This window comes from Corynebacterium pygosceleis, from assembly GCF_016595275.2.
Lineage (GTDB): Bacteria > Actinomycetota > Actinomycetes > Mycobacteriales > Mycobacteriaceae > Corynebacterium > Corynebacterium pygosceleis.
The window spans coordinates 506,111-524,964 of record NZ_JAENIQ020000002.1 but is presented as its reverse complement, the minus strand read 5'-3'; the positions used below and the strand labels follow the sequence as shown (position 1 = coordinate 524,964).

The 18,854-nt window shown below is 68.3% G+C and carries 18 protein-coding genes; 13 read left to right on the top strand and 5 right to left on the bottom strand.

Annotated features, from left to right (window positions below):
• Positions 1-354: 354 nt before the first annotated feature.
• From JIM94_RS05630 to JIM94_RS05620, 3 genes are read right to left on the bottom strand one after another with little or no spacing between them, the layout of a single operon-like run.
• Positions 355-1,578 carry a hypothetical protein gene (locus JIM94_RS05630; protein ID WP_200254384.1) on the bottom strand — a complete coding sequence of 408 codons (1,224 nt, stop codon included), beginning with the start codon at positions 1,576-1,578 and terminating at the stop codon, positions 355-357.
• A gap of 47 nt (positions 1,579-1,625) precedes the next feature.
• Positions 1,626-3,941: a glycogen debranching protein GlgX gene (gene glgX, locus JIM94_RS05625; protein WP_200254382.1), complete on the bottom strand. Its 2,316-nt coding sequence runs from the start codon at positions 3,939-3,941 to the stop codon at positions 1,626-1,628.
• Between the two features lie 9 nt (positions 3,942-3,950).
• Positions 3,951-4,562, bottom strand: a complete 612-nt coding sequence (locus tag JIM94_RS05620; protein WP_200254380.1) for a TetR/AcrR family transcriptional regulator — start codon at positions 4,560-4,562, stop codon at positions 3,951-3,953.
• 295 nt (positions 4,563-4,857) lie between these two features.
• On the opposite strand from JIM94_RS05620, the gene JIM94_RS05615 reads away from it, so the two are divergent.
• The 4 genes from JIM94_RS05615 (at position 4,858) to JIM94_RS05600 (ending at position 7,942) form a co-directional block, all read left to right on the top strand.
• Complete coding sequence (locus tag JIM94_RS05615) at positions 4,858-5,571, top strand: hypothetical protein (protein ID WP_200254378.1); 714 nt, start codon at positions 4,858-4,860, stop codon at positions 5,569-5,571.
• A gap of 301 nt (positions 5,572-5,872) precedes the next feature.
• The gene (bioB, locus tag JIM94_RS05610) at positions 5,873-6,910 is read left to right on the top strand and encodes a biotin synthase BioB (RefSeq protein ID WP_200254376.1); all 1,038 of its coding nucleotides are present in this window, start codon (positions 5,873-5,875) and stop codon (positions 6,908-6,910) included.
• A gap of 24 nt (positions 6,911-6,934) precedes the next feature.
• Positions 6,935-7,195, top strand: coding sequence for a biotin synthase auxiliary protein BsaP (gene bsaP, locus JIM94_RS05605; RefSeq protein WP_200254374.1), 261 nt, complete (start codon positions 6,935-6,937; stop codon positions 7,193-7,195).
• Between the two features lie 201 nt (positions 7,196-7,396).
• Positions 7,397-7,942: a hypothetical protein gene (locus JIM94_RS05600; RefSeq protein ID WP_248167073.1), complete on the top strand. Its 546-nt coding sequence runs from the start codon at positions 7,397-7,399 to the stop codon at positions 7,940-7,942.
• Here the strand turns inward: JIM94_RS05600 and JIM94_RS05595 are convergent.
• Positions 7,939-9,138, bottom strand: coding sequence for a hypothetical protein (locus JIM94_RS05595; protein ID WP_200254370.1), 1,200 nt, complete (start codon positions 9,136-9,138; stop codon positions 7,939-7,941). The two genes, JIM94_RS05600 and JIM94_RS05595, sit on opposite strands and share 4 nt — an antisense overlap.
• 4 nt (positions 9,139-9,142) lie before the next feature.
• Positions 9,143-10,237 (bottom strand): YbjN domain-containing protein, encoded by a 1,095-nt coding sequence (locus JIM94_RS05590; RefSeq protein ID WP_200254368.1) that lies wholly within the window; start codon positions 10,235-10,237, stop codon positions 9,143-9,145.
• A gap of 280 nt (positions 10,238-10,517) precedes the next feature.
• On the opposite strand from JIM94_RS05590, the gene hisD reads away from it, so the two are divergent.
• The 9 genes from hisD to hisF all read left to right on the top strand — a co-directional run bounded on the left by hisD (position 10,518) and on the right by hisF (position 18,853).
• Positions 10,518-11,861 carry a histidinol dehydrogenase gene (gene hisD / locus JIM94_RS05585; RefSeq protein WP_200254366.1) on the top strand — a complete coding sequence of 448 codons (1,344 nt, stop codon included), beginning with the start codon at positions 10,518-10,520 and terminating at the stop codon, positions 11,859-11,861.
• Entirely contained in the window at positions 11,858-13,009 is a 1,152-nt protein-coding gene (locus tag JIM94_RS05580; protein ID WP_200254364.1) for a histidinol-phosphate transaminase, read from the top strand. Before hisD ends, JIM94_RS05580 begins: the two co-directional genes overlap by 4 nt.
• A 48-nt stretch (positions 13,010-13,057) precedes the next feature.
• Entirely contained in the window at positions 13,058-13,705 is a 648-nt protein-coding gene (hisB, locus tag JIM94_RS05575) for an imidazoleglycerol-phosphate dehydratase HisB (protein WP_200254362.1), read from the top strand.
• A gap of 3 nt (positions 13,706-13,708) precedes the next feature.
• Positions 13,709-13,918 carry a hypothetical protein gene (locus JIM94_RS05570; protein WP_200254360.1) on the top strand — a complete coding sequence of 70 codons (210 nt, stop codon included), beginning with the start codon at positions 13,709-13,711 and terminating at the stop codon, positions 13,916-13,918.
• Between the two features lie 4 nt (positions 13,919-13,922).
• Positions 13,923-15,599 (top strand): MFS transporter, encoded by a 1,677-nt coding sequence (locus tag JIM94_RS05565; RefSeq protein ID WP_336296538.1) that lies wholly within the window; start codon positions 13,923-13,925, stop codon positions 15,597-15,599.
• 169 nt (positions 15,600-15,768) lie between these two features.
• The gene (hisH, locus tag JIM94_RS05560) at positions 15,769-16,413 is read left to right on the top strand and encodes an imidazole glycerol phosphate synthase subunit HisH (protein WP_200254358.1); all 645 of its coding nucleotides are present in this window, start codon (positions 15,769-15,771) and stop codon (positions 16,411-16,413) included.
• A 59-nt stretch (positions 16,414-16,472) separates the two neighbouring features.
• On the top strand, positions 16,473-17,228 hold the full coding sequence (gene priA, locus JIM94_RS05555) for a bifunctional 1-(5-phosphoribosyl)-5-((5-phosphoribosylamino)methylideneamino)imidazole-4-carboxamide isomerase/phosphoribosylanthranilate isomerase PriA (RefSeq protein ID WP_200254356.1): 756 nt from the start codon (positions 16,473-16,475) through the stop codon (positions 17,226-17,228).
• Positions 17,229-17,242: 14 nt separating this feature from the next.
• On the top strand, positions 17,243-18,037 hold the full coding sequence (locus JIM94_RS05550) for an inositol monophosphatase family protein (protein ID WP_200254530.1): 795 nt from the start codon (positions 17,243-17,245) through the stop codon (positions 18,035-18,037).
• A 39-nt stretch (positions 18,038-18,076) separates the two neighbouring features.
• Positions 18,077-18,853 (top strand): imidazole glycerol phosphate synthase subunit HisF, encoded by a 777-nt coding sequence (hisF, locus tag JIM94_RS05545; protein WP_200254354.1) that lies wholly within the window; start codon positions 18,077-18,079, stop codon positions 18,851-18,853.
• Position 18,854: the final 1 nt, after the last annotated feature.

Genomic DNA, 18,854 nt, shown 5'->3' with positions numbered 1-18,854 from the left:
GCGCCACCACTGTAACCCGCGCCGTCGACGGCGCACCCGTGGCGGAGGTGCAGCCGGGGAAGACGGCAGTCGGTGGCGGCCGGTGCCGGCGGATCAACTCCGGAGCTGCGGGGGAAGCCGGCGTTCCACCGGATCGGAGCGGGACCGATCGCGCCCGAACCCGCCCGTCGACCCGGTCCGGCAGACGGGGGAGCGGTGCCGGACACCGCACGGAGTTCGTCGGGACACGGGGCGAAACACGCGGGTGCCGCGCCGGGGATCCCCGGCGGGGCGGAACCGGGGACGGTGTGGGGGCATGACACCCACATCCGGTCTGACCTCCTGACCGGGCCCCGGATTCCCGGGGATGGGAGATCAGAACGGTGGCTGCACGTCCTCTTCCTCCGCGGGATCGAGGCCCAGCGTCGTGTAGAGCTGTTCCGCGGACCAGAGCGCTATGTCCTGCCCCTTCTCCATCAGTTCCTCGGCGCGTTTCTGTTTCGAGGTCGGTTTCCCCCACTCGCCGCAGACGAGGACGGTGGTCTTCCTGGTCACGTTCTTCCCGACCGTTGCGCCGGCATCCGCGATCCGCTGCCAGAGCTGGCCCTTGTCGAAGGGGCCGAAGTCCCCGGACAGGGTCACGTTCTGACCGTAGAGCAGTCCGTCGCGGTCGGCGTCCGGGTTCGGTTCCGGGACGGTGTCGGGGACGGCGACCTTCGCCCAGGGGACGGGGCGCCCGGTTTTCCCGCGCTCTCCGCCCCGACGTGAGGGGGCGGGTTGCGCGGGGGGCTCCGGCACCGTGTCCAGGACGGGCCACACCCGCTCACCACCGGACCGTCCGGGGGTCAGGCCGGAACCCGCGAGAATCCCGGTGACCGTGTCACGGGTCGTGTCCCCGTTGAGGAGCACGAGAAGACGGGCGGTGACCTCGGCGGCGGCCGCGGGGGAGTCCGGTTCCCGGAGTCCGAGGGCGCGGCAGAGTCCGACGAGTGAGTGGTCGTCGTCGTGGGGGCGTTCCCGGCGTGCGAGAGCGAGTGTGCAGCCGAGGGGGAGATCCGGGAGCCGGGTGGCACCGGACCCGCGTATCGCGCGGTGGAGGGCGGTGATCTGCCGGTAGGCGTTGTGTGCGACGAGTATCTCCCCGTCGTCACCGATGTAGTCGAGGAAACCGTCGAGCGGGGCGGTGTCACCGGTTCCGGTCCACCCGGTGCCGTCGACGACGACCCCGTCCCGGACCCTGGCGACACCGATCGCGTCGACCGTGTCCCATGCGGGGTCGTGGTCCACGTGGACCGCGGTGAAGTTCAGTCCGGGGACCGTCACGGTGGGGGCGTCGCCGCTGAGTGCCGCTTCGAGGGCGGTGGTGAACTGTTCGAGCTCGGTGTTCTGGTTGGGACTGAACACGATCTCGGTACCCGGTCCCTCCAGGACGACGAGACCACAGGTGACCGGGTCCCCCGGGGTCGCGGAGACCCCGGTGACCGATGCCAGCGGGATCTCCGGGCCGGGGCCGTGGAGTGCGGTCAGCAGGGGATCGCGGTGCACCGTCACCGTGTCCCGGGACACGGTGACGGTGCTGCCGTGGGCTGCGATGATCACGTCGGGTTCACCTCTCGATACTGCCGGTGCGCGGAATCAGGTTCCGGTCACACGTAGTCGCCGGTCCGGTCGCGGTAGTCGTCCTCGGTGGCACCCGTACGCCGGGGGCCCGCCTCCGGAGTCTTCGACTCGGGCATCTCGTCATCCGTTCCGTGGACGCAGCCGGGGGCGGTGCGGGCGGCGCCCGCGTCCTCGTCGAGGTCCTCGGCGGGCGGTTCCATCTGCTTGAGGATCATCGTCGAGCGCGCGGGAACGGTGATCTGTCCCCCGGCCTCGATGACCTCCTCCTCCAGCGGGTAGCCGGTCTCCTCGACCGTGTTGACGATCAGTCGCCAACGCACGCCGAAGCGCTTCCCCGGCAGGGTGAACTCCAGCGGCTCGTGGTACGCGTTGAAGCACATGATGAAGGAATCGTCGGTGATGCGCTCACCGCGCTCACCCGGCTCCGCGATGGCGTCGCCGTTGAGGTAGACCATCAGTGACTTGCCGAAGGTGAAGTCCCAGTCCGCCTGGGTCATCAGTTTGCCGGACGGCACGAGCCAGGCGATGTCACGTTGACGGAGATCATCGTCGCCGAGCGGGCCACCGGCGAGGAAACGGCGGCGGCGGAAGACCGGGTGATTCGCCCTGATACGCAGCAGACGTCGGGTGAAGTTGACCAGGGTCTTGTTGTCCTCGGCCTGATCCCAGTCGATCCAGGACAACTCAGAGTCCTGGCAGTAGACGTTGTTGTTGCCCTCCTGGGTACGGCCCATCTCGTCGCCGTGGGCGATCATCGGCGTGCCCTGGCTGAGGAGAAGGGTGGTCAGGAAGTTGCGGCGCTGTTGCGCGCGGAGCTGGAGCACCTCGGGATCGGAGGAACGCCCCTCCACGCCGCAGTTCCAGGACCGGTTGTGGCTCTCACCGTCGCGGCCGTCCTCACCGTTGGCGTCATTGTGCTTCTCGTTGTAGCTCACCAGGTCGTTGAGGGTGAATCCGTCATGGGCCGTGACGAAGTTGATCGACGCGGTGGGGCGCCGACCGTTGTTGGCGTAGAGATCGGAGGAACCGGTCAGACGGGAGGCGAATTCGCCGAGGGTGGCGGGTTCGCCGCGCCAGAAGTCGCGCACGGTGTCCCGGTACTTGCCGTTCCACTCGGTCCACAACGGCGGGAAGTTACCGACCTGGTACCCGCCCTCACCGATGTCCCAGGGCTCGGCGATGAGCTTGACCTGGCTGACCACCGGGTCCTGCTGGACGAGATCGAAGAACGCCGAGAGCCGGTCCACGTCGTGGAGCTCGCGGGCCAGGGTCGAGGCGAGGTCGAAACGGAAGCCGTCGACGTGCATCTCGGTGACCCAGTACCGCAGTGAGTCCATGATCAGCTGAAGGGTGTGCGGGTGCCGGACGTTCAGGCTGTTGCCCGTACCCGTGTAGTCCATGTAGTGCCGCTTGTCGTCCTCGACGAGCCGGTAGTAGGCGGCGTTGTCGATACCGCGGAACACGATCGTCGGGCCCATGTGGTTGCCCTCGGCGGTGTGGTTGTAGACCACGTCGAGGATGACCTCGATCCCGGCGTCGTGGAACGCCCGGACCATACCCTTGAACTCGCTGACCGCTCCACCCGGTTTCGTCGCGGCCGCGTAATCCTGGTGCGGGGCGAGGAACCCGAAGGTGTTGTACCCCCAGTAGTTGCGCAGGCCGAGCTCCCGGAGCCGGTCATCCTGGAGGAACTGGTGGACCGGCATCAGCTCGATGGCGGTCACACCGAGGTCCTGGAGGTACTCGATGATGGAGGGGTGCGCCAGACCCGCGTAGGTGCCGCGGAGGTTCTCCGGGACATCGGGGTGGGTCATCGTCATGCCCTTGACGTGGGCCTCGTAGATGACGGTCTCGTGGTACGGGGTCTTCGGGGCACGGTCGTTCGCCCAGTCGAAGAAGGGGTTGATGACGACGGAGGTCATCGTGTGTCCGAGGGAGTCCTCGGTGTTGCGCTTGCTCAGGTCCTCCGGGTCCGTGATGTCGTAGGAGAACAGGGAGGGGTGTCCGTCGAACTCACCGTCGAAGGCCTTCGCGTAGGGGTCGACGAGCAGCTTGTTGGGGTCGCACCTGTGGCCGTTGGCCGGATCATAGGGGCCGTAGACCCGGTAGCCGTAACGTTGACCGGGCTGAACCCCGGGGAGGTAACAGTGCCACGTGTGGGCGTCGACCTCCTCGATCGGGATGCGGGTCTCGTTGTTGTCCTCGTCGAGCAGGCACAGCTCGACCTTTTCCGCGACGTCGGAGAAGAGGGCGAAATTCGTGCCGGCTCCGTCATACGTGGAGCCGAGCGGATAGGCGTCGCCGGGCCAAACCTGGTGGGCGTCTGCGGTGGAACTAGTCATGGTGAGCAATCATATAGCCTGCGGTGCGCCAAGTCCCTTCAGCACAACCGCCACCCCGCGCCGGAATGTGGTTTCCCCGGCGCCGGCCTCTTCCGCGCGGGTGTCCGCGTCCTCCCCGCCGCTCTCGACCACGCCCTCCGCCAGACGGAGGGCCGCCACCGACTGCTCGTGGAGCGTCGCCCCCATGATGAAGTGCATGAGTGTGACGGCCCCGGTTCCGCACTCTCCGGGGGCCAGGTCGCTCCGGGTGCCGAGGGCGGTGGCGATCACGGAGGTCAGCCGGTTCCTGAGATCTTCGTCGGACAGGGCGGCCGAGACGATCTCCGCACCGTCCCGGTGGTCGAGGAGCGCACGGTGGAGTCGGTCGCACACCGCGACGGTCGCCTCCACCCATGTGTCGGAGTCGGTGTCCGTGACGTCGGCGGCGTCGTCGAGAACCGGGGCGCAGATGGATTGTCCGATGGCGGCGATGAGCGCCTGTTTACTGGGGAAATGCCAGTACAGTGCGCCGGGCGCGACACCGAGGTGACGGGCCACCCGGCGCATGGTCATGTCCGCCAGTCCGTAGGTGTCTGCGATCTCTAGGCTGGCGCTGATGATGGACTCACGGGACAACTGCACACCGCCACGATAGCCGCCGACGGCGGCGACGGGCGACGGGGGAGTGTCCGGGGTGTCGCCCCGTCCGCTGCAGGGTGGATGCCCGTGGGAGGGCGCAGTAAGTTTGCTCCACGGAGGGGCCTCCCTTCGGTGCCGCACATCTGATGGTCAGTCAAAGATTGCCCAAGTTTAAGGAAAAACAACGGGCAATCTGGGATGCGGTTGTTAGGGTGGAGGCGCTAGAACTTGTGAAACATCAGATCAGGGGGCGGAGTTTTCTCCGTGCCGTCAACAGAATTAGTCAGGAGTACCACCCGTGCCGAGTCTCAGTCTCGCGAAGAAGACCATTGCAGCAGCCGCACTGATCGCCCCGCTCTCCATGGGCATGGTGGCGTGTGGTTCGAACGGGGAGGATGCTGCGTCCGAGTCCACGTCATCAACGTCATCCACGACGTCCACGTCCCCCTCCACGTCCACGACGACGTCCACATCGACCGAGACCTCCACTTCCACGACGAGCAGCACCACGTCCACCGAGTCCGAGGAGTCCCCGGCGCCGACGTCGGAGGAGACCAGCGTGACGGCTCCCGCCCCGGCTCCGCAGCAGGACCAGGCTGCGGCGATCGCCGCGGCGGCCGCGAACCTGCCCTCCCCGAAGCCCGCTGCTCCGGTTCAGGGTGGTCGCCCGGCGAACCCCGAGGAGGCGCAGGCGATCGAGGATCTCGTCCGGCGGGTCGCGTGGGCGCCGACGTTGCGGGGTTACCTGAGCAACATCCTCGACAACACGTGCAGTGTCTCGCTCCAGGCGAACGGTGGGCGTGAGGCCTATGACCTGAACGAACTTCCGGACATCCCGATGGAGCTGATCCCTGAGCTGCAGGGCCGGAAGGCCGAGGTCAAGAGTGTCACCGACATCATGGTCGAGGGGAACACGGCCTCCGCTACGGTGACCGCCAGTGCCGGTGACCGTGTCGACACCGGAACCATGCGCTTCATGAAGGAAGGCGGCGCCTGGAAGCTGTGCGACTGACGGTCGCGGTGCACCGTGCTTCCGTCCGGCGACGGTTGTGTTGTCCGGGGACACGGTGTCTTCGGCGGCCATCCGCCGAAACCCCGTCCGGGCCCTCAGGGGTTCCCCGGGCGGGGTTCTCTCATGCCTGTGTGTTCGTGGTGGAGTGTACCCCCGGATCGGGTCAGTCGGGGAACTGCCGCGACGGTTTCTTGAACACTGTTCAGCCGGGCCGGTAACCTGGTTCTCCGACAACAACCAGCCCGAGCTTGACGAGGCCCCGGAACCCCGTCCGGAGCCCATCCCCCAGGAGGACCGACCCATGACCAAGGCAACCATCGGCAATGACGTGTCCGAGCGAGCGCAGGACGACATTCTCGAGGTCGCCCGGAAGAAGGTCCTCGACGGTGGGGTCGGCCTCGACGGGGACGAGACTCTCGCCGTGCTGAAGCTACCGGACGACCGGTTGCCGGAGCTGCTCGAACTCGCCCACCAGGTCCGGCTGAAGTGGTGCGGTGAAGAGGTGGAGATGGAGGGCATCATCTCCCTGAAGACCGGCGGGTGCCCGGAGGACTGCCACTTCTGCTCGCAGTCCGGACTCTTCGAGTCCCCCGTCCGCTCCGCGTGGCTCGACATCCCCGCACTCGTCGAAGCCGCGAAACAGACCCAGAAGACGGGAGCCACCGAGTTCTGCATCGTCGCCGCCGTCAAGGGACCGGACGAGCGCCTCCTCTCACAGCTGGAGCAGGCCGTCGCCGCGATCAAATCGGAGGTGGACATCGAGGTCGCGGCCTCCGTGGGGATCCTCACGCAGGAACAGGTCGACCGTCTCGCCGCCGCCGGCGTGCACCGCTACAACCACAACCTGGAGACCGCCCGGTCCTTCTTCCCGCAGGTTGTCACGACCCACTCCTGGGAGACCCGCCGGGACACCCTCAGGATGGTCAAGGAGGCGGGCATGGAGGTCTGCTGCGGCGGAATTCTCGGCATGGGTGAGACACTCGAACAGCGTGCCGAGTTCGCCCAGGACCTCGCGGCCCTCGATCCGACGGAGGTGCCGATGAATTTCCTCGATCCGCGCCCCGGAACCCCGTTCGCGGACTACGAGGTCATGCCCGCCCAGGATGCGCTGCGCGCGATCGGTGCGTTCCGTCTCGCGCTGCCGAAGACGATCCTGCGTTTCGCGGGTGGTCGCGAACTGACCCTCGGCGACCTGGGCGCGGAACAGGGACTCCTCGGGGGCATCAACGCCATCATCGTGGGCAACTACCTCACCACCCTGGGACGCCCACAGGAGCAGGACCTCGAGATGATGGGTAAACTTCGGCTGCCGATCAAGGCACTGAACTCCACCTGCTAGAAGAGAACCCGGAGACCTGGAGCCATGGCCCGCGCAGCGGACAACAACGACCTTCTGGAGGCGCTCATGACGGGTGCCGCGCCGATCTACCACCCCAACACCGGTCAGTGCATCAGCGAGGGGGAGGAGATACGGTTGTCGCCCTCCGCACGCGCCGGGCTGGAGGCCCCCCGGTACTGCCAGATCTGCGGTCGTCGCATGGTCGTGCAGGTACGCCCCGACGGATGGGACGCGGTGTGTTCACGTCACGGCCGCGTCGACTCGGCTTATCTCGTCCAGCGCTGAAGCCTGTCCCGGCGGGGATGACCGCACGGGGGAAGCGGACTGGGATCCGTCGGTGCCTTCCGCGTAGATTGGACGTCCATGAACCATCCTGACGTCGTTGACGGTCCACCGGACGTGCCGGAGGGGGCCGCACCTCCGTGTAGCCACCGGGCCCCGGTCTCCGGGACGTCCGGTCGGCCGGTGTTCCGTCACCTGCCCCGGGTGAGCAGAGCCACCGGTTCCTACGCCGGGATCCTCGCGCTCTCCCTCATCCTGGCGCTGGTCGCGGGCGTGCTCTCCGGGGGACTCCGGCCGGTCTACACCGGTCGCGTCATGGAGGACGCCTCCGTGATCCTCGTGTCTCCGGGGTCGCAGGAATTCGACACCTGGCTGGGGATGATCACCGGCAGTTCGATCCTCGCGATCGTCGTCGCACTGATCGCGTTCTTCCGGGCCCCCGAACTCCTCGGACCCAGGATGCTCGCGTGGGTGACGTTCTGCTCGCTTCTCGGCGCCTTCACCATCGTCGGGATCAGTGACGTCGTGGCACATCTCGTCCATCCGGTACCCGCCGGCGACGCGCTGGAGATAGGTGAGGAGTACGCCTTCGTTCCCCAGGTGACCCTGCACTGGGGTGTCGTCATCGCCCCCTACCTCGCCCTGCTCACGTACTGGTCCGCGGCGGTGCTCATCAGACCCGGACGCTCACCGGTGCCCGAAGAAGGTACCGGGGACCCGGTCCCCACGATCCCGGGAAGTGCCGTCTAACCGCACCCGGTCAGCACCTCACGGACCACGGTGACCGCCTCAACGACACCGGTGATGCCGCAGTCGAGTGCCGCGACCAGTTGGGCGTCGCTCGCACCGGGAGAGACCGGGAACAGCACCACCGCACACACCACCACCCGTTCCCCTCCGGCCCCGGACGCCCCCTCCACGAGCGCCGCCCGCACGTTCACGGTGGGGCACCGGCGGTCGAAGGCCGCACACGCCAACGCCGCCTCCCCGAACACGTCGGTGGCGGTCCTCGTCGTGGGAACCTCCCACCGGGACATCACGATGAGATCACCGGTGGGGGCCGTGCCGGAACCGTCGACCGTGACATGTACGTCGACACCGTCGACCGTGAGCGCGAGGGCCCGGAACCGGGGATGCGGTTGCACGTCCGCCCGGAGCCGTTCGAGGATGAGCCGCAGCCGGTACATGTCGAGTGGCTCCGGAACATCCGGTGAAACGTCGTCCGAGGTGACCGGAACAGGGGGGACGACCATCCCCTCGACCGGCTGGGTGGCCTCCACGGCGTCGGCCCGGAGCAGCTCCGGATGGTCGACCCGGGGGCCGGCGAGGGCCGGTAGTTCCGCGATGAGGGTGAGACACCCCGAGAGCACGAGGACCAGTGCACGTTCGAGGAACACGTGGAGCTGATCGTCGGTGATTCCCGCGTCCACGCACACCGCCGTGTGGAAACGGACGCTGAGTGTCGCGTCCGCCGCCACCGCCGGATAGAAGCACACCGCCAGGGAACGCTCCCCACCGAGAGCCAGTGCGTCCTGGAGGACGGGAAGCTGCTCCACGCCCGTCCGACCCCGGAGACGTCCCCGGAAAACGAGGTGCAGTCCACCGTTGTCCCTGATGATCAGGAATTCCCCCCGGACGCTCGGCCAGGCGACGGTGACGCGGTCGGACAGCACGGCGCAGCGGACACCGAGATCCCCCAACATCGATGCGACGGTACCGAGAGCGGGCGGGCGCACCGGTCCTGCCGAGTCCCGCCGGCGACGGCCCAGGACACGCAACGGCGCGGAACCGAGGACCCGGAGAAGGGTCAACCGCAGCCCCCGGTTGATTCTGCCGGGTGGTGTCTCCCCGGAGAACACGGTGTCGCAGCCGTCGGAGAACAACTCGGACGCGTCGCCCGGGACACCTCCGGAGAGGGGATCGCGGTCGGCGGCGGAGGACGGCACGGGATCAGTCCTCCGGCCAATCGACCACCGAGTCCCCGGTGACGTCCTCACTGATCGACCCCACCGCCAACAGGACACGACGCAACCCGAGGGACACGGTGTGCCGGAGCTGGGTCGGCGTCAATCCGGCAACGGTCGGGACAGACATCTCCACCCGCACCTGGAGCCCGTCATCGTCGGTGTGGCAGTAGGCCTTCGTCAGTGCGGACCTCTCGTTCCAGGTGTTGCAGCACAGGAAGAGCCGCATGAAGTCCTGTTCCGGATCAAGATCAGGGTCCCAGAGGCCACGGAGAATCAGCGACGGCCCGTTGTCCAGGTGCAACCCGATGAGGACCCGGTTGACCGTCGTCGCCAGCCAGCTCTCACCCCTGTGCATGCCGTGGATGCCGAGATCCTCCAGGGTGGACTCGAGCCGGGCGAGATCGACCGGGGTGGGGGAATCCGGGTCCGGGAGATCGATGTCACCGCCGGCGTTCGAATTGACCCCGTCACTGATGTCGCGGTCCTCCGTCGGTTCACCCGGTTCGTCCGGTTCCGCCATGATCTCCGCTCCCTCGTGTCCGTCGTCAGGTCCGTTCCCCGCGGTCCGCGACGGGAACGGCCGGTGAAGTGCCTCCACATCGAGTACGTCCTCGGCGGGCTCCGTCCCACCACCCGTCCGCAAACCCGGGAACTCGTTGAGCATGTGGTCGACCGCGAGCTCCGTGGCCTGCATGGCGGAGCGGATGAATGACCGGAGCTGCTCCTCCGTGGCCCCCGCGTCGACGGGCAGTGACACCCGGAACCGGACCGAGACCTCACCCGAATCGGTGACGCTCAGCAGCGCGGTCGGGTTGATCCGCCCGGCGTTCCAGGCGGTGATCGTGCGCGCCAGCGCGTTGATCTCGGAGAGATCGAGAGTGCGGCGCAGCTCCGTCTCCGCGATCAGTACCCGGGCGTCGGCCCTGCCCACGTGGATGAGGACCCGGTGCGCCTCCCACGGCAGGAGCAGGCGTCCGGGACCACGGAGAAACCGGTAGCCGCAGGCCGTGACGGCCGCAGCCACGTCGTCCATGTCGACCCGCGACGGCCCCGACTGACCCCCGCTGTGGTCGCCCATGATCCGCTTCACTCCTCACCGTGTGCACCGTACGGTCTCCGGGACCGCTCCCGGACCTCTCCGCCAATATACGCGGGTGCCACCCGTCCCCGCCGGGCTCCGGTGTCCCCCTGCGGTGGCCGGAACCGGGGCAGAATACAATGACCGCAGACGGCGCCACCGTCTCCCGTGCCCTCCCGTGCTCTCCCGCAGTCACATGCGGTCGGGACGGGGTACGGAACGAGATGACCGTGGTGCCACCACCCACGCAGACACACGACGGGATGATGCAGGAATGCCCATGCTCACGCTCACCGACCTCACCGGCCAGAACCCGACCGTCAGCCATCTGCGGAGGACCCTGCCCAGGGGCGGCACGGACGTGGACTCGGTCCTCGACGTCGTCGCGCCGCTGGTCGCCGACGTCCGTGCCAACGGTGCCGCCGCTGCCCTGGCCCACGGACAGAAGTTCGACGGGGTCACACCGGACGGCGTCCGGGTTCCCGCCGGGGTCATTCGTGCCGCGGTGGACACCCTCGACCCTCAGGTGAAGGCCGCGCTGGAGGAGTCCATCAGCAGGATCCGGAAGGTCCACCGCGCCCAGGTCCCCGAGGGGCACACCGTCGAACTCACCCCGGGCGGGACCGTCGAGGAACGCTTCATCCCCGTCGAACGGGTCGGCCTCTACGTACCCGGTGGAAACGCCGTCTACCCGTCCAGCGTCCTCATGAACGTGATCCCCGCGCAGGAGGCGGGCGTCGACACCCTCGTCGTCGCCTCGCCCCCGCAGGTCGACCACGGCGGCTGGCCGCACCCCACCATCCTGGCGGCCTGCGCACTGCTCGGCGTCGACGAGGTGTGGGCCGTCGGTGGTGCACAGGCGGTCGCACTGCTCGCGTACGGCGATGAGGAGGCTGCGGACCTGGCACCCGTGGACATGATCACCGGCCCGGGCAACATCTTCGTCACCGCGGCCAAGCGACTGTGCCGCTCCGTCGTCGGAATCGACTCGGAGGCCGGACCGACGGAGATCGCCGTCCTCGCCGATGACACCGCTGACCCGGTCCATCTGGCCTACGACCTGATCAGCCAGGCGGAGCACGACGTCATGGCGGCGAGTGTCCTGGTCACCGATTCCCGGGAACTCGCCGAAGCCGTCGACCGGGAGGTCGCCGCCCGCTACGGGGTGACCCGCAACGCCGACCGGGTCGCACAGGCGTTGACCGGGCCCCAGTCCGGGATCATCCTCGTCGACGACCTCGAGACCGGCATCCGCGTCGTCGACGCCTACGGCGCCGAACACCTGGAGATCCACACCAGGGACGCGGCCGGTGTCGCCCGCCGCATCCGGAACGCCGGAGCGATCTTCGTCGGCCCGTACGCCCCCGTCCCGCTCGGTGACTACTCCGCCGGCTCCAACCACGTCCTGCCCACCTCGGGGACTGCCCGCCACTCATCCGGGCTGAACACCCGCACCTTCCTCAAGGCCGTGCACCTCATCGACTACGACGAATCCGCGCTCAAGGGCGTGTCGGACACCGTCGTCGCCCTCGCCGACGCCGAGGACCTGCCCGCCCACGGTGAGGCCATCCGCGCCCGCTTCGAGAACCTCCCCACCGAATCAACCACCGAGGACAACCGATGACCGACGCCACCACACCACTCGCCGCTTCCACCACGCTCGCGGACCTGCCCCTCCGGGAGGCACTGCGCGGCGAACACGCCTACGGTGCGCCTCAGCTCGACGTCCCCGTCCGGCTGAACACCAACGAGAACCCGTACCCGCCGTCGGACGCGCTCGTCGGGGAACTCGTCGAGACCGTACGCCGGCTCGCCGGGGATCTGAACCGCTACCCCGAACGTGACTGCGTCGAACTGCGCGACCACCTCGCCGCGTACATCTCGGCGCAGACCGGTGTCGCCGTCACCCGGGACAACCTCTGGGCCGCCAACGGCTCCAACGAAGTGCTCCAACAGCTGCTCCAGGCCTTCGGCGGCCCGGGCCGCACGGCCCTGGGCTTCGTCCCCAGTTACTCGATGCACCCCATCCTGTCGACGGGTACGCACACCGAGTTCCTCCGCTGCGAACGCGGCGCCGATTTCAGCATCGACACGGACCTCGCCCTCGCGGAGATCGAGCGGCTCCGGCCCGACGTCGTGTTCGTGACCACCCCGAACAACCCCACCGGGGACGTGACCTCCCTGGACGACATCCGCCGGATCGCGGAGGTCGCCCCCGGCATCGTCATCGTCGACGAGGCCTACGCCGAGTTCAACGACGGGCCCTCCGCCGTGGAACTCATCGAGGAGTTCCCCGCCCGGATCGTGGTCTCCCGGACGATGAGCAAGGCCTTCGATTTCGCGGGCGGGCGGCTCGGTTACTTCGTCGCGGCCCCCGCCTTCATCGAGGCGGTCATGCTCGTCCGGCTGCCGTACCACCTGTCCACACTGTCCCAGGCCGCGGCGATCGTCGCGCTGAGGCACTCGGAGGACACGCTCGCGACCGTCGCCCGGATAGCCGCTGAACGTGACCGCGTGGTCGCCGCCCTGGAGGAGATCGGGTACGACGTCGTGCCCAGCCGGTCGAACTTCATCTTCTTCGGGCACTTCGATGACGCGGCCGACGTCTGGCGCCGTTTCCTCGACGCCGGGGTTCTCATCCGCGACGTCGGTGTGCCGCACCGCCTCCGTGCCACGATCGGCCTGGACGCGGAGAACGACGCCTTCATCGCCGCAGCCCGGGACATCGCCGCAACCACCGGCATCACCCCGGACGGCACATCCACCCCCTGAGAACATCCGACTTCCAGCACCGAACCACGAGGAACGAGACGACCACCCATGGCTGACCTGAACCACACCACCACCAACGAATCCGCGCGATCCGGCAGCTCCCGGCGGGCCCGCGTCGAGCGTGCCACCCGAGAATCGACCATCGCGGTGGAGATCGACCTGGACGGCACAGGCAACTGCGAGATCAGCACCGGCCTGCCGTTCTTCGACCACATGCTCACCGCCTTCGGCACCCACGGCAGCTTCGATCTCACCGTCCACGCCTCCGGGGACATCGAGGTCGATGCGCACCACACCGTCGAGGACACGGCCATCGTGTTGGGCGGGGCACTCCGGGAGGCACTGGGGGACAAGTCCGGTATCCGCCGGTTCGGTTCCTGCCAGTTGCCGATGGACGAGACCCTGTGCGAGGCGATCGTGGACGTGTCCGGTCGTCCCTACTTCGTCATGGACGGGGAACCGGACCAGATGGTCACCGCCGTGATCGGCGGGCACTACGCCACCGTCATCAACCGTCACTTCTTCGAGACCCTGGCGTTCAACGCACAGATCGCCCTGCACGTCCGCTGCCACTACGGCCGCGATCCGCACCACATCACCGAGGCCGAGTACAAGGCCGTCGCCCGGGCCCTGCGTGCCGCCACGGAATCCGATCCCCGGGTCACCGGTATCCCGTCCACCAAGGGGTCTCTGTAAGCGATGTCGGAGCTTGTTAAAGTGGCAGCCGGGCAGCAGGACGGATCCGCACACTGGTTCATCTACCTGCTGTTCATCGTCGCGGGCCTGTTGGTCGGCGGAACCTGGGCGGCCTACCAGGCCGAGAACCGGGTCATGACATTCATCGGCGCTCTGGCGGCGGCCGTGGCATTCACCGCGGCGCTGCTGTGGCTACTGGGAGAGGTGGGTTAGATAGGTGAAGACTTCGGCGCGGCTGCTGTCACGCGATGAACTCGAGAAGCTCGACAACATGTGGAGCAGTCCGGCGCTGAAGACGACGTTGATCGCCGTCGCCTTCGCCTTCGCCTCCTGGTCGCTGATGCTTCCGGTGGTCCCGCTCGCGGTGATCAGTTCGGGGGGATCGGACAGTCTCGCCGGTTCCGTCACGGGTGTGTTCATGGCGGGCACCGTCCTCACACAGATGTTCACGCCGAGGGCACTGCGGAGGTTCGGGTACATCCCCGTCATGGTCGTCTCGGCCTTCCTGCTGTGTGTGCCCTCGGCGCTGTACGTGTTCTCGGTGGACGCGGTCCCGGTGCTGACCATCTCCGCGATCCGGGGGGTCGGCTTCGGTGCACTGACCGTCGCCCAGTCCGCGCTCATGGCGGAACTCGTGGCCCGCAGGTTCCTCGGTAAGGCCTCCGGTGCACTGGGGCTCGTCGTCGGGCTCCTCCAGATGCTCTTCCTCCCCACCGGTCTCTATCTCGCCGAGACCATCGGTTTCACCGCCGTCTACATCATCTCCTCCGTCATCGGGGTCGGTGCCACGGCACTGTGCTGGTCCCTTCCACGACTCTCACCGGAGAAGCGGGAATCCCTGCGGGGAACGGGCTCGGTCACGGAGACCGGTTACTCGGTGGCGACCTGGAAGCTCATCACCGTTCCCGCACTGGCGATCGCGACGATCGCCATGGGCTACGGTGCGATCTCCTCCTTCCTCCCCGCGGCGGTCAAGGACCTCGACCCGGCCAGCGGAGCCGTCGTCGGTGGACTCGTTCTCGCGGTCGTCGGCGGATCCCAGATGCTCAGCCGCTACGGTGCCGGCATCATCGCGGACCGGCGCGGTGAGGCCGGTCGACTGGTCGTCCCGTCGCTCGTCTCCGGTGTCGCGGGTCTGGCGCTCGCCACCCTCGTCCTCGCCCTCGGGCTGAACCCGTGGCTGCTGCTCATCTCCGCTCTGCTGTTCGGTGCAGGTTTCGGTGCCGTCCAGAACGAGGCCCTGCTGATGATGTTCGCCCGGCTGCCCCGCTCCAAGGTCACCGAAGCGTCGGCGATGTGGAACATCGCCTTCGACTCCGGTACCGGCCTCGGCTCGGTCGTCCTCGGTGTCGTCGCGGCACGCGCCGCCTACTCCGGATCCTTCGGGACTGCCGCGGGGCTCGTCCTCCTCGGACTCGCCGTCGTCCTCGCGGACCGGACCATGGGACGCCACCGGATCGCGGAGCACAACAACACCCGGGCGACCCTGCGCCGGGTCCCGATGGCCCGCACCGCCGTCCGGAGTGCCCGGGCGATCGGTCGTGCGGGCATGAAGCCGGTGCACGTCGCCGAGCTTCTCGCGAAGAGCACCCCCCGCCCGCACGTCCGGCGTCGCCCGGAGGGCATGAGCCGGGAGGAGTTCAACGCCGAGCTGCGTGCCGAGGCCGCCGAGCGCCGTGCACTGAAGGCCGAGCGGAAATCCGACCAGCGTGAGTACAAGATTCAGGTCCGGGAGATCCGGGCGGACGCCCGCGCCCACGTCGAGCGCGCCCGGCAGGAGGCACAGGCACACATAGAACGCGCCCGTCAGGAGGCCCGGGAGATGGAACGCCGACGTCTCTCCGAACTCCGTTCCCCCGACCGGCCCGGGCCCCCGGTCCGTCCCGGCCCGTGAAGAAGGCGTCGATCACCCCGGTGGATCTCGGTCGGGGTGGCACGGACACGGCCACACCGGGAGGCCCGGATGGCGCGGGGACCACGCCCCACACACCCGGGCGCACCGAGACCGAGACCGGCACCGGCACCGAAACCGACAGAGACACCGACACCACCGGGAGCAGCAGATGAACAGCCGCAGGAAACCCACCGTCGCCCTCCTCGACTACGGGTCGGGGAACCTCCGTTCCGCGCACCGTGCCGTTGAACGGGTCGGCGCCGAGGTCACCGTGACCAGCGACCCGAAGACCGTGCTCGCCGCGGACGGGCTCCTCGTCCCCGGTGTCGGCGCCTTCGCCGCGTGCATGGAGGGACTGCGTGCCGTGCACGGCGCCCGACTCATCGGTGAACGGCTGGCGGGGTCCCGCCCGGTGCTGGGAATCTGCGTGGGCATGCAGATTCTCTTCGAGCGCGGGGTCGAACACGGGATCGCCGCCGAGGGATGCGGGGAATGGCCCGGGCGGGTCGAGAAGCTGGAGGCGGACATCCTGCCGCACATGGGATGGAACACGGTCGATGCCCCGGGGGACTCGGAGATGTTCCGGGGGATCGGCGATGAGCGTTTCTACTTCGTCCACTCCTACGCCGTGCGCAGCTGGGATCTGCCGGAGGACGACATCCTCACCCCACCCGCCCTCACCTGGGCCGAGCATGACGGGGACCGGTTCCTCGCCGCGGTGGAGAACGGCCCGTTGTGGGCCACCCAGTTCCATCCGGAGAAATCCGGTGACGCGGGTGCCGAGCTGTTGCGCAACTGGGTCAGGACACTCTGACCGTCCATCCACCGACGGGGGTGACACACCGCCGTCCCGGCACCGCTAGGATTGGCCCCATGAGTCTGACACTTCTGCCCGCAGTCGACGTCGTGGACGGTAGGGCCGTCCGCCTGCACCAGGGGGAGGCCGGCAGTGAGAAGAGCTACGGCAGTCCCCTCGACGCCGCGTTGAACTGGCAGTCGCAGGGTGCGCGGTGGCTCCATTTCGTGGACCTCGACGCCGCCTTCGGGCGGGGATCCAACCACGGGATGATGGCGGAGGTCGTGGGGAAACTCGACATCGACGTCGAACTGACCGGCGGTATCCGCGATGACGCGTCACTCGACCGTGCACTGGCCACGGGGGCACGACGGGTCAACATCGGCACCGCCGCCCTGGAGAACCCCGACTGGGCGGAGAAGGTCATCTCCACCCACGGGGACCGTGTCGCCATCGGTCTGGACGTCCGTCTCATCGACGGCCAGTGGCGCACCCGGGGACGCGGCTGGGTCTCGGACGGCGGCGACCTGTGGGAGATCCTCGAACGTTTCGACCGCGCGGGGTGCAGCCGGTTCGTCGTCACCGACGTCTCCCGGGACGGTACGCTGACCGGTCCCAACGTCGAACTCCTGCGTGACGTCGCCGCGGCGACCGACGCCCCGGTCACCGCCTCGGGCGGGATCGCCGAACTCGCGGACGTAACCGGGCTGGTGCCCTACGTCGAGGAGGGGATTGATTCGGTCATCATCGGCAAGGCCCTCTACGAGGGGCGGTTCACCCTCGGGGAGGCCCTCGACGCGGTGTCCGGTGGAGCACGGACGGGACGCGACTGACCGTGTCCGGTGATCTGGACGCACGCGGACTGCTCGCCGTCGCCGAGGCCGTCGCCGATGACGCGGAGCGGATGATCCGCTCCTCCCTCGGTGCGGCCGCCGTCGTGGAGAAGGGGAAGGGGGACATCGCCACGGAGGTCGACCTTGCCGTCGAGAGCACCGTCCGGCAGCAGCTGACCCTTCTCACCGGTATCCCGGTGTTCGGGGAGGAGACCGGGGGAGAACTCGGAGACGGGGCCGTCTGGGTCGTCGACCCCGTCGACGGAACCTCCAATTTCGCGGCAGGCAACCCGATGTGCGCCTTCCTGCTGAGCCTGCTGGTCGACGGGCAGCCGGTCTGTGCGCTGACCTCCCAACCCGCGACGGGCCAGCGCTTCACCGCGTACACCGGCTCGCCGCTGATGTGCAACGGGCGGCCCCGACGGCCCGTCACCGAGCGCGATCCGTGGATGAGCCACATCGGATTCGGTTCGATCATCTCACCCGCGCACTCGACCTTCCCGACCTCGGCGCGTCATGAACTCCTCGACCGGCTGGGCGCCAAGCACCCCAGGCTCAGGGTGACCGGATCCGTCGGCCTGGATCTCGCCTTCACCGCAGCCGGGATCTTCGGGGGAACGGTCACGTTCAGTCCCCATGTCTGGGACAACGCCGCCGGTGTCCTGCTCGTCCGCGCGGCGGGGGGAGTGGTGACCGATCTCGCCGGAGCCGACTGGCACCCGGGTTCCTTCGGTGTCGTCGCCGGGGCGAAGGGCGTGCACGACGTGATCCTCGGTACGATCAGTGAGACCCTCGGCATCGACCGTTGAACAACGCTTCACCCGACCTGAGAAGGAGGCGGACGGAACTTGTCCGTAGCTGTCCGTATCATTCCCTGCCTGGACGTGGCCGACGGCCGTGTCGTCAAAGGCGTCAACTTCACCAATCTCCGTGATGCGGGGGATCCCGTGGAACTCGCCGCCCGCTATGACGCGGAGGGAGCCGACGAGCTGACGTTTCTCGATGTCTCCGCGTCGAAGGACGGCAGGGGCACGATGCTCGATGTGGTGCGACGTACCGCGGAACAGGTCTTCATCCCCCTGACCGTCGGCGGCGGGGTGCGCTCCGTCGAGGACGTCGACCAGCTGTTGCGCGCGGGGGCGGACAAGGTGAGCGTCAACACCTCGGCCATCGCCCGCCCGGAACTCCTCCGTGAACTGTCCGAACGCTTCGGCGCGCAGTGCATCGTCCTGTCCGTCGACGCCCGCCGCGTCCCCGAGGGGGGAACTCCCCAGCCCTCCGGCTTCGAGGTGACCACCCACGGTGGTTCCCGGTCCGCCGGGATCGACGCGATCGAGTGGGCCCGGCGCGGTGAGGAGCTCGGTGTGGGGGAGATCCTGCTGAACTCCATGGACGGTGACGGCACCCGCGACGGCTTCGACCTCGAACTGCTCCGGGCCGTCCGCTCCGCGGTGTCGGTCCCGGTGATCGCCTCCGGTGGCGCCGGCTCCGTGGAGCACTTCCCACCGGCGGTCGCCGCCGGTGCCGATGCGGTGCTGGCGGCGACGATCTTCCACTTCCGGGAGATCACCATCGGTGAGGTCAAGGACGCTCTCGCCGACGCCGGATGTGAGGTGCGCCGATGAC

Coding starts and splice junctions, on each gene's coding strand:
- hisH (WP_200254358.1), top strand. CDS start 15,769: ATGAACAGCCGCAGGAAACCCACCGTCGCCCTCCTCGACTACGGGTCG.
- bioB (WP_200254376.1), top strand. CDS start 5,873: ATGACCAAGGCAACCATCGGCAATGACGTGTCCGAGCGAGCGCAGGAC.
- JIM94_RS05590 (WP_200254368.1), bottom strand. CDS start 10,237: ATGGGCGACCACAGCGGGGGTCAGTCGGGGCCGTCGCGGGTCGACATG.
- hisB (WP_200254362.1), top strand. CDS start 13,058: ATGGCTGACCTGAACCACACCACCACCAACGAATCCGCGCGATCCGGC.
- JIM94_RS05570 (WP_200254360.1), top strand. CDS start 13,709: ATGTCGGAGCTTGTTAAAGTGGCAGCCGGGCAGCAGGACGGATCCGCA.
- JIM94_RS05580 (WP_200254364.1), top strand. CDS start 11,858: ATGACCGACGCCACCACACCACTCGCCGCTTCCACCACGCTCGCGGAC.
- glgX (WP_200254382.1), bottom strand. CDS start 3,941: ATGACTAGTTCCACCGCAGACGCCCACCAGGTTTGGCCCGGCGACGCC.
- hisD (WP_200254366.1), top strand. CDS start 10,518: ATGCTCACGCTCACCGACCTCACCGGCCAGAACCCGACCGTCAGCCAT.
- priA (WP_200254356.1), top strand. CDS start 16,473: ATGAGTCTGACACTTCTGCCCGCAGTCGACGTCGTGGACGGTAGGGCC.
- bsaP (WP_200254374.1), top strand. CDS start 6,935: ATGGCCCGCGCAGCGGACAACAACGACCTTCTGGAGGCGCTCATGACG.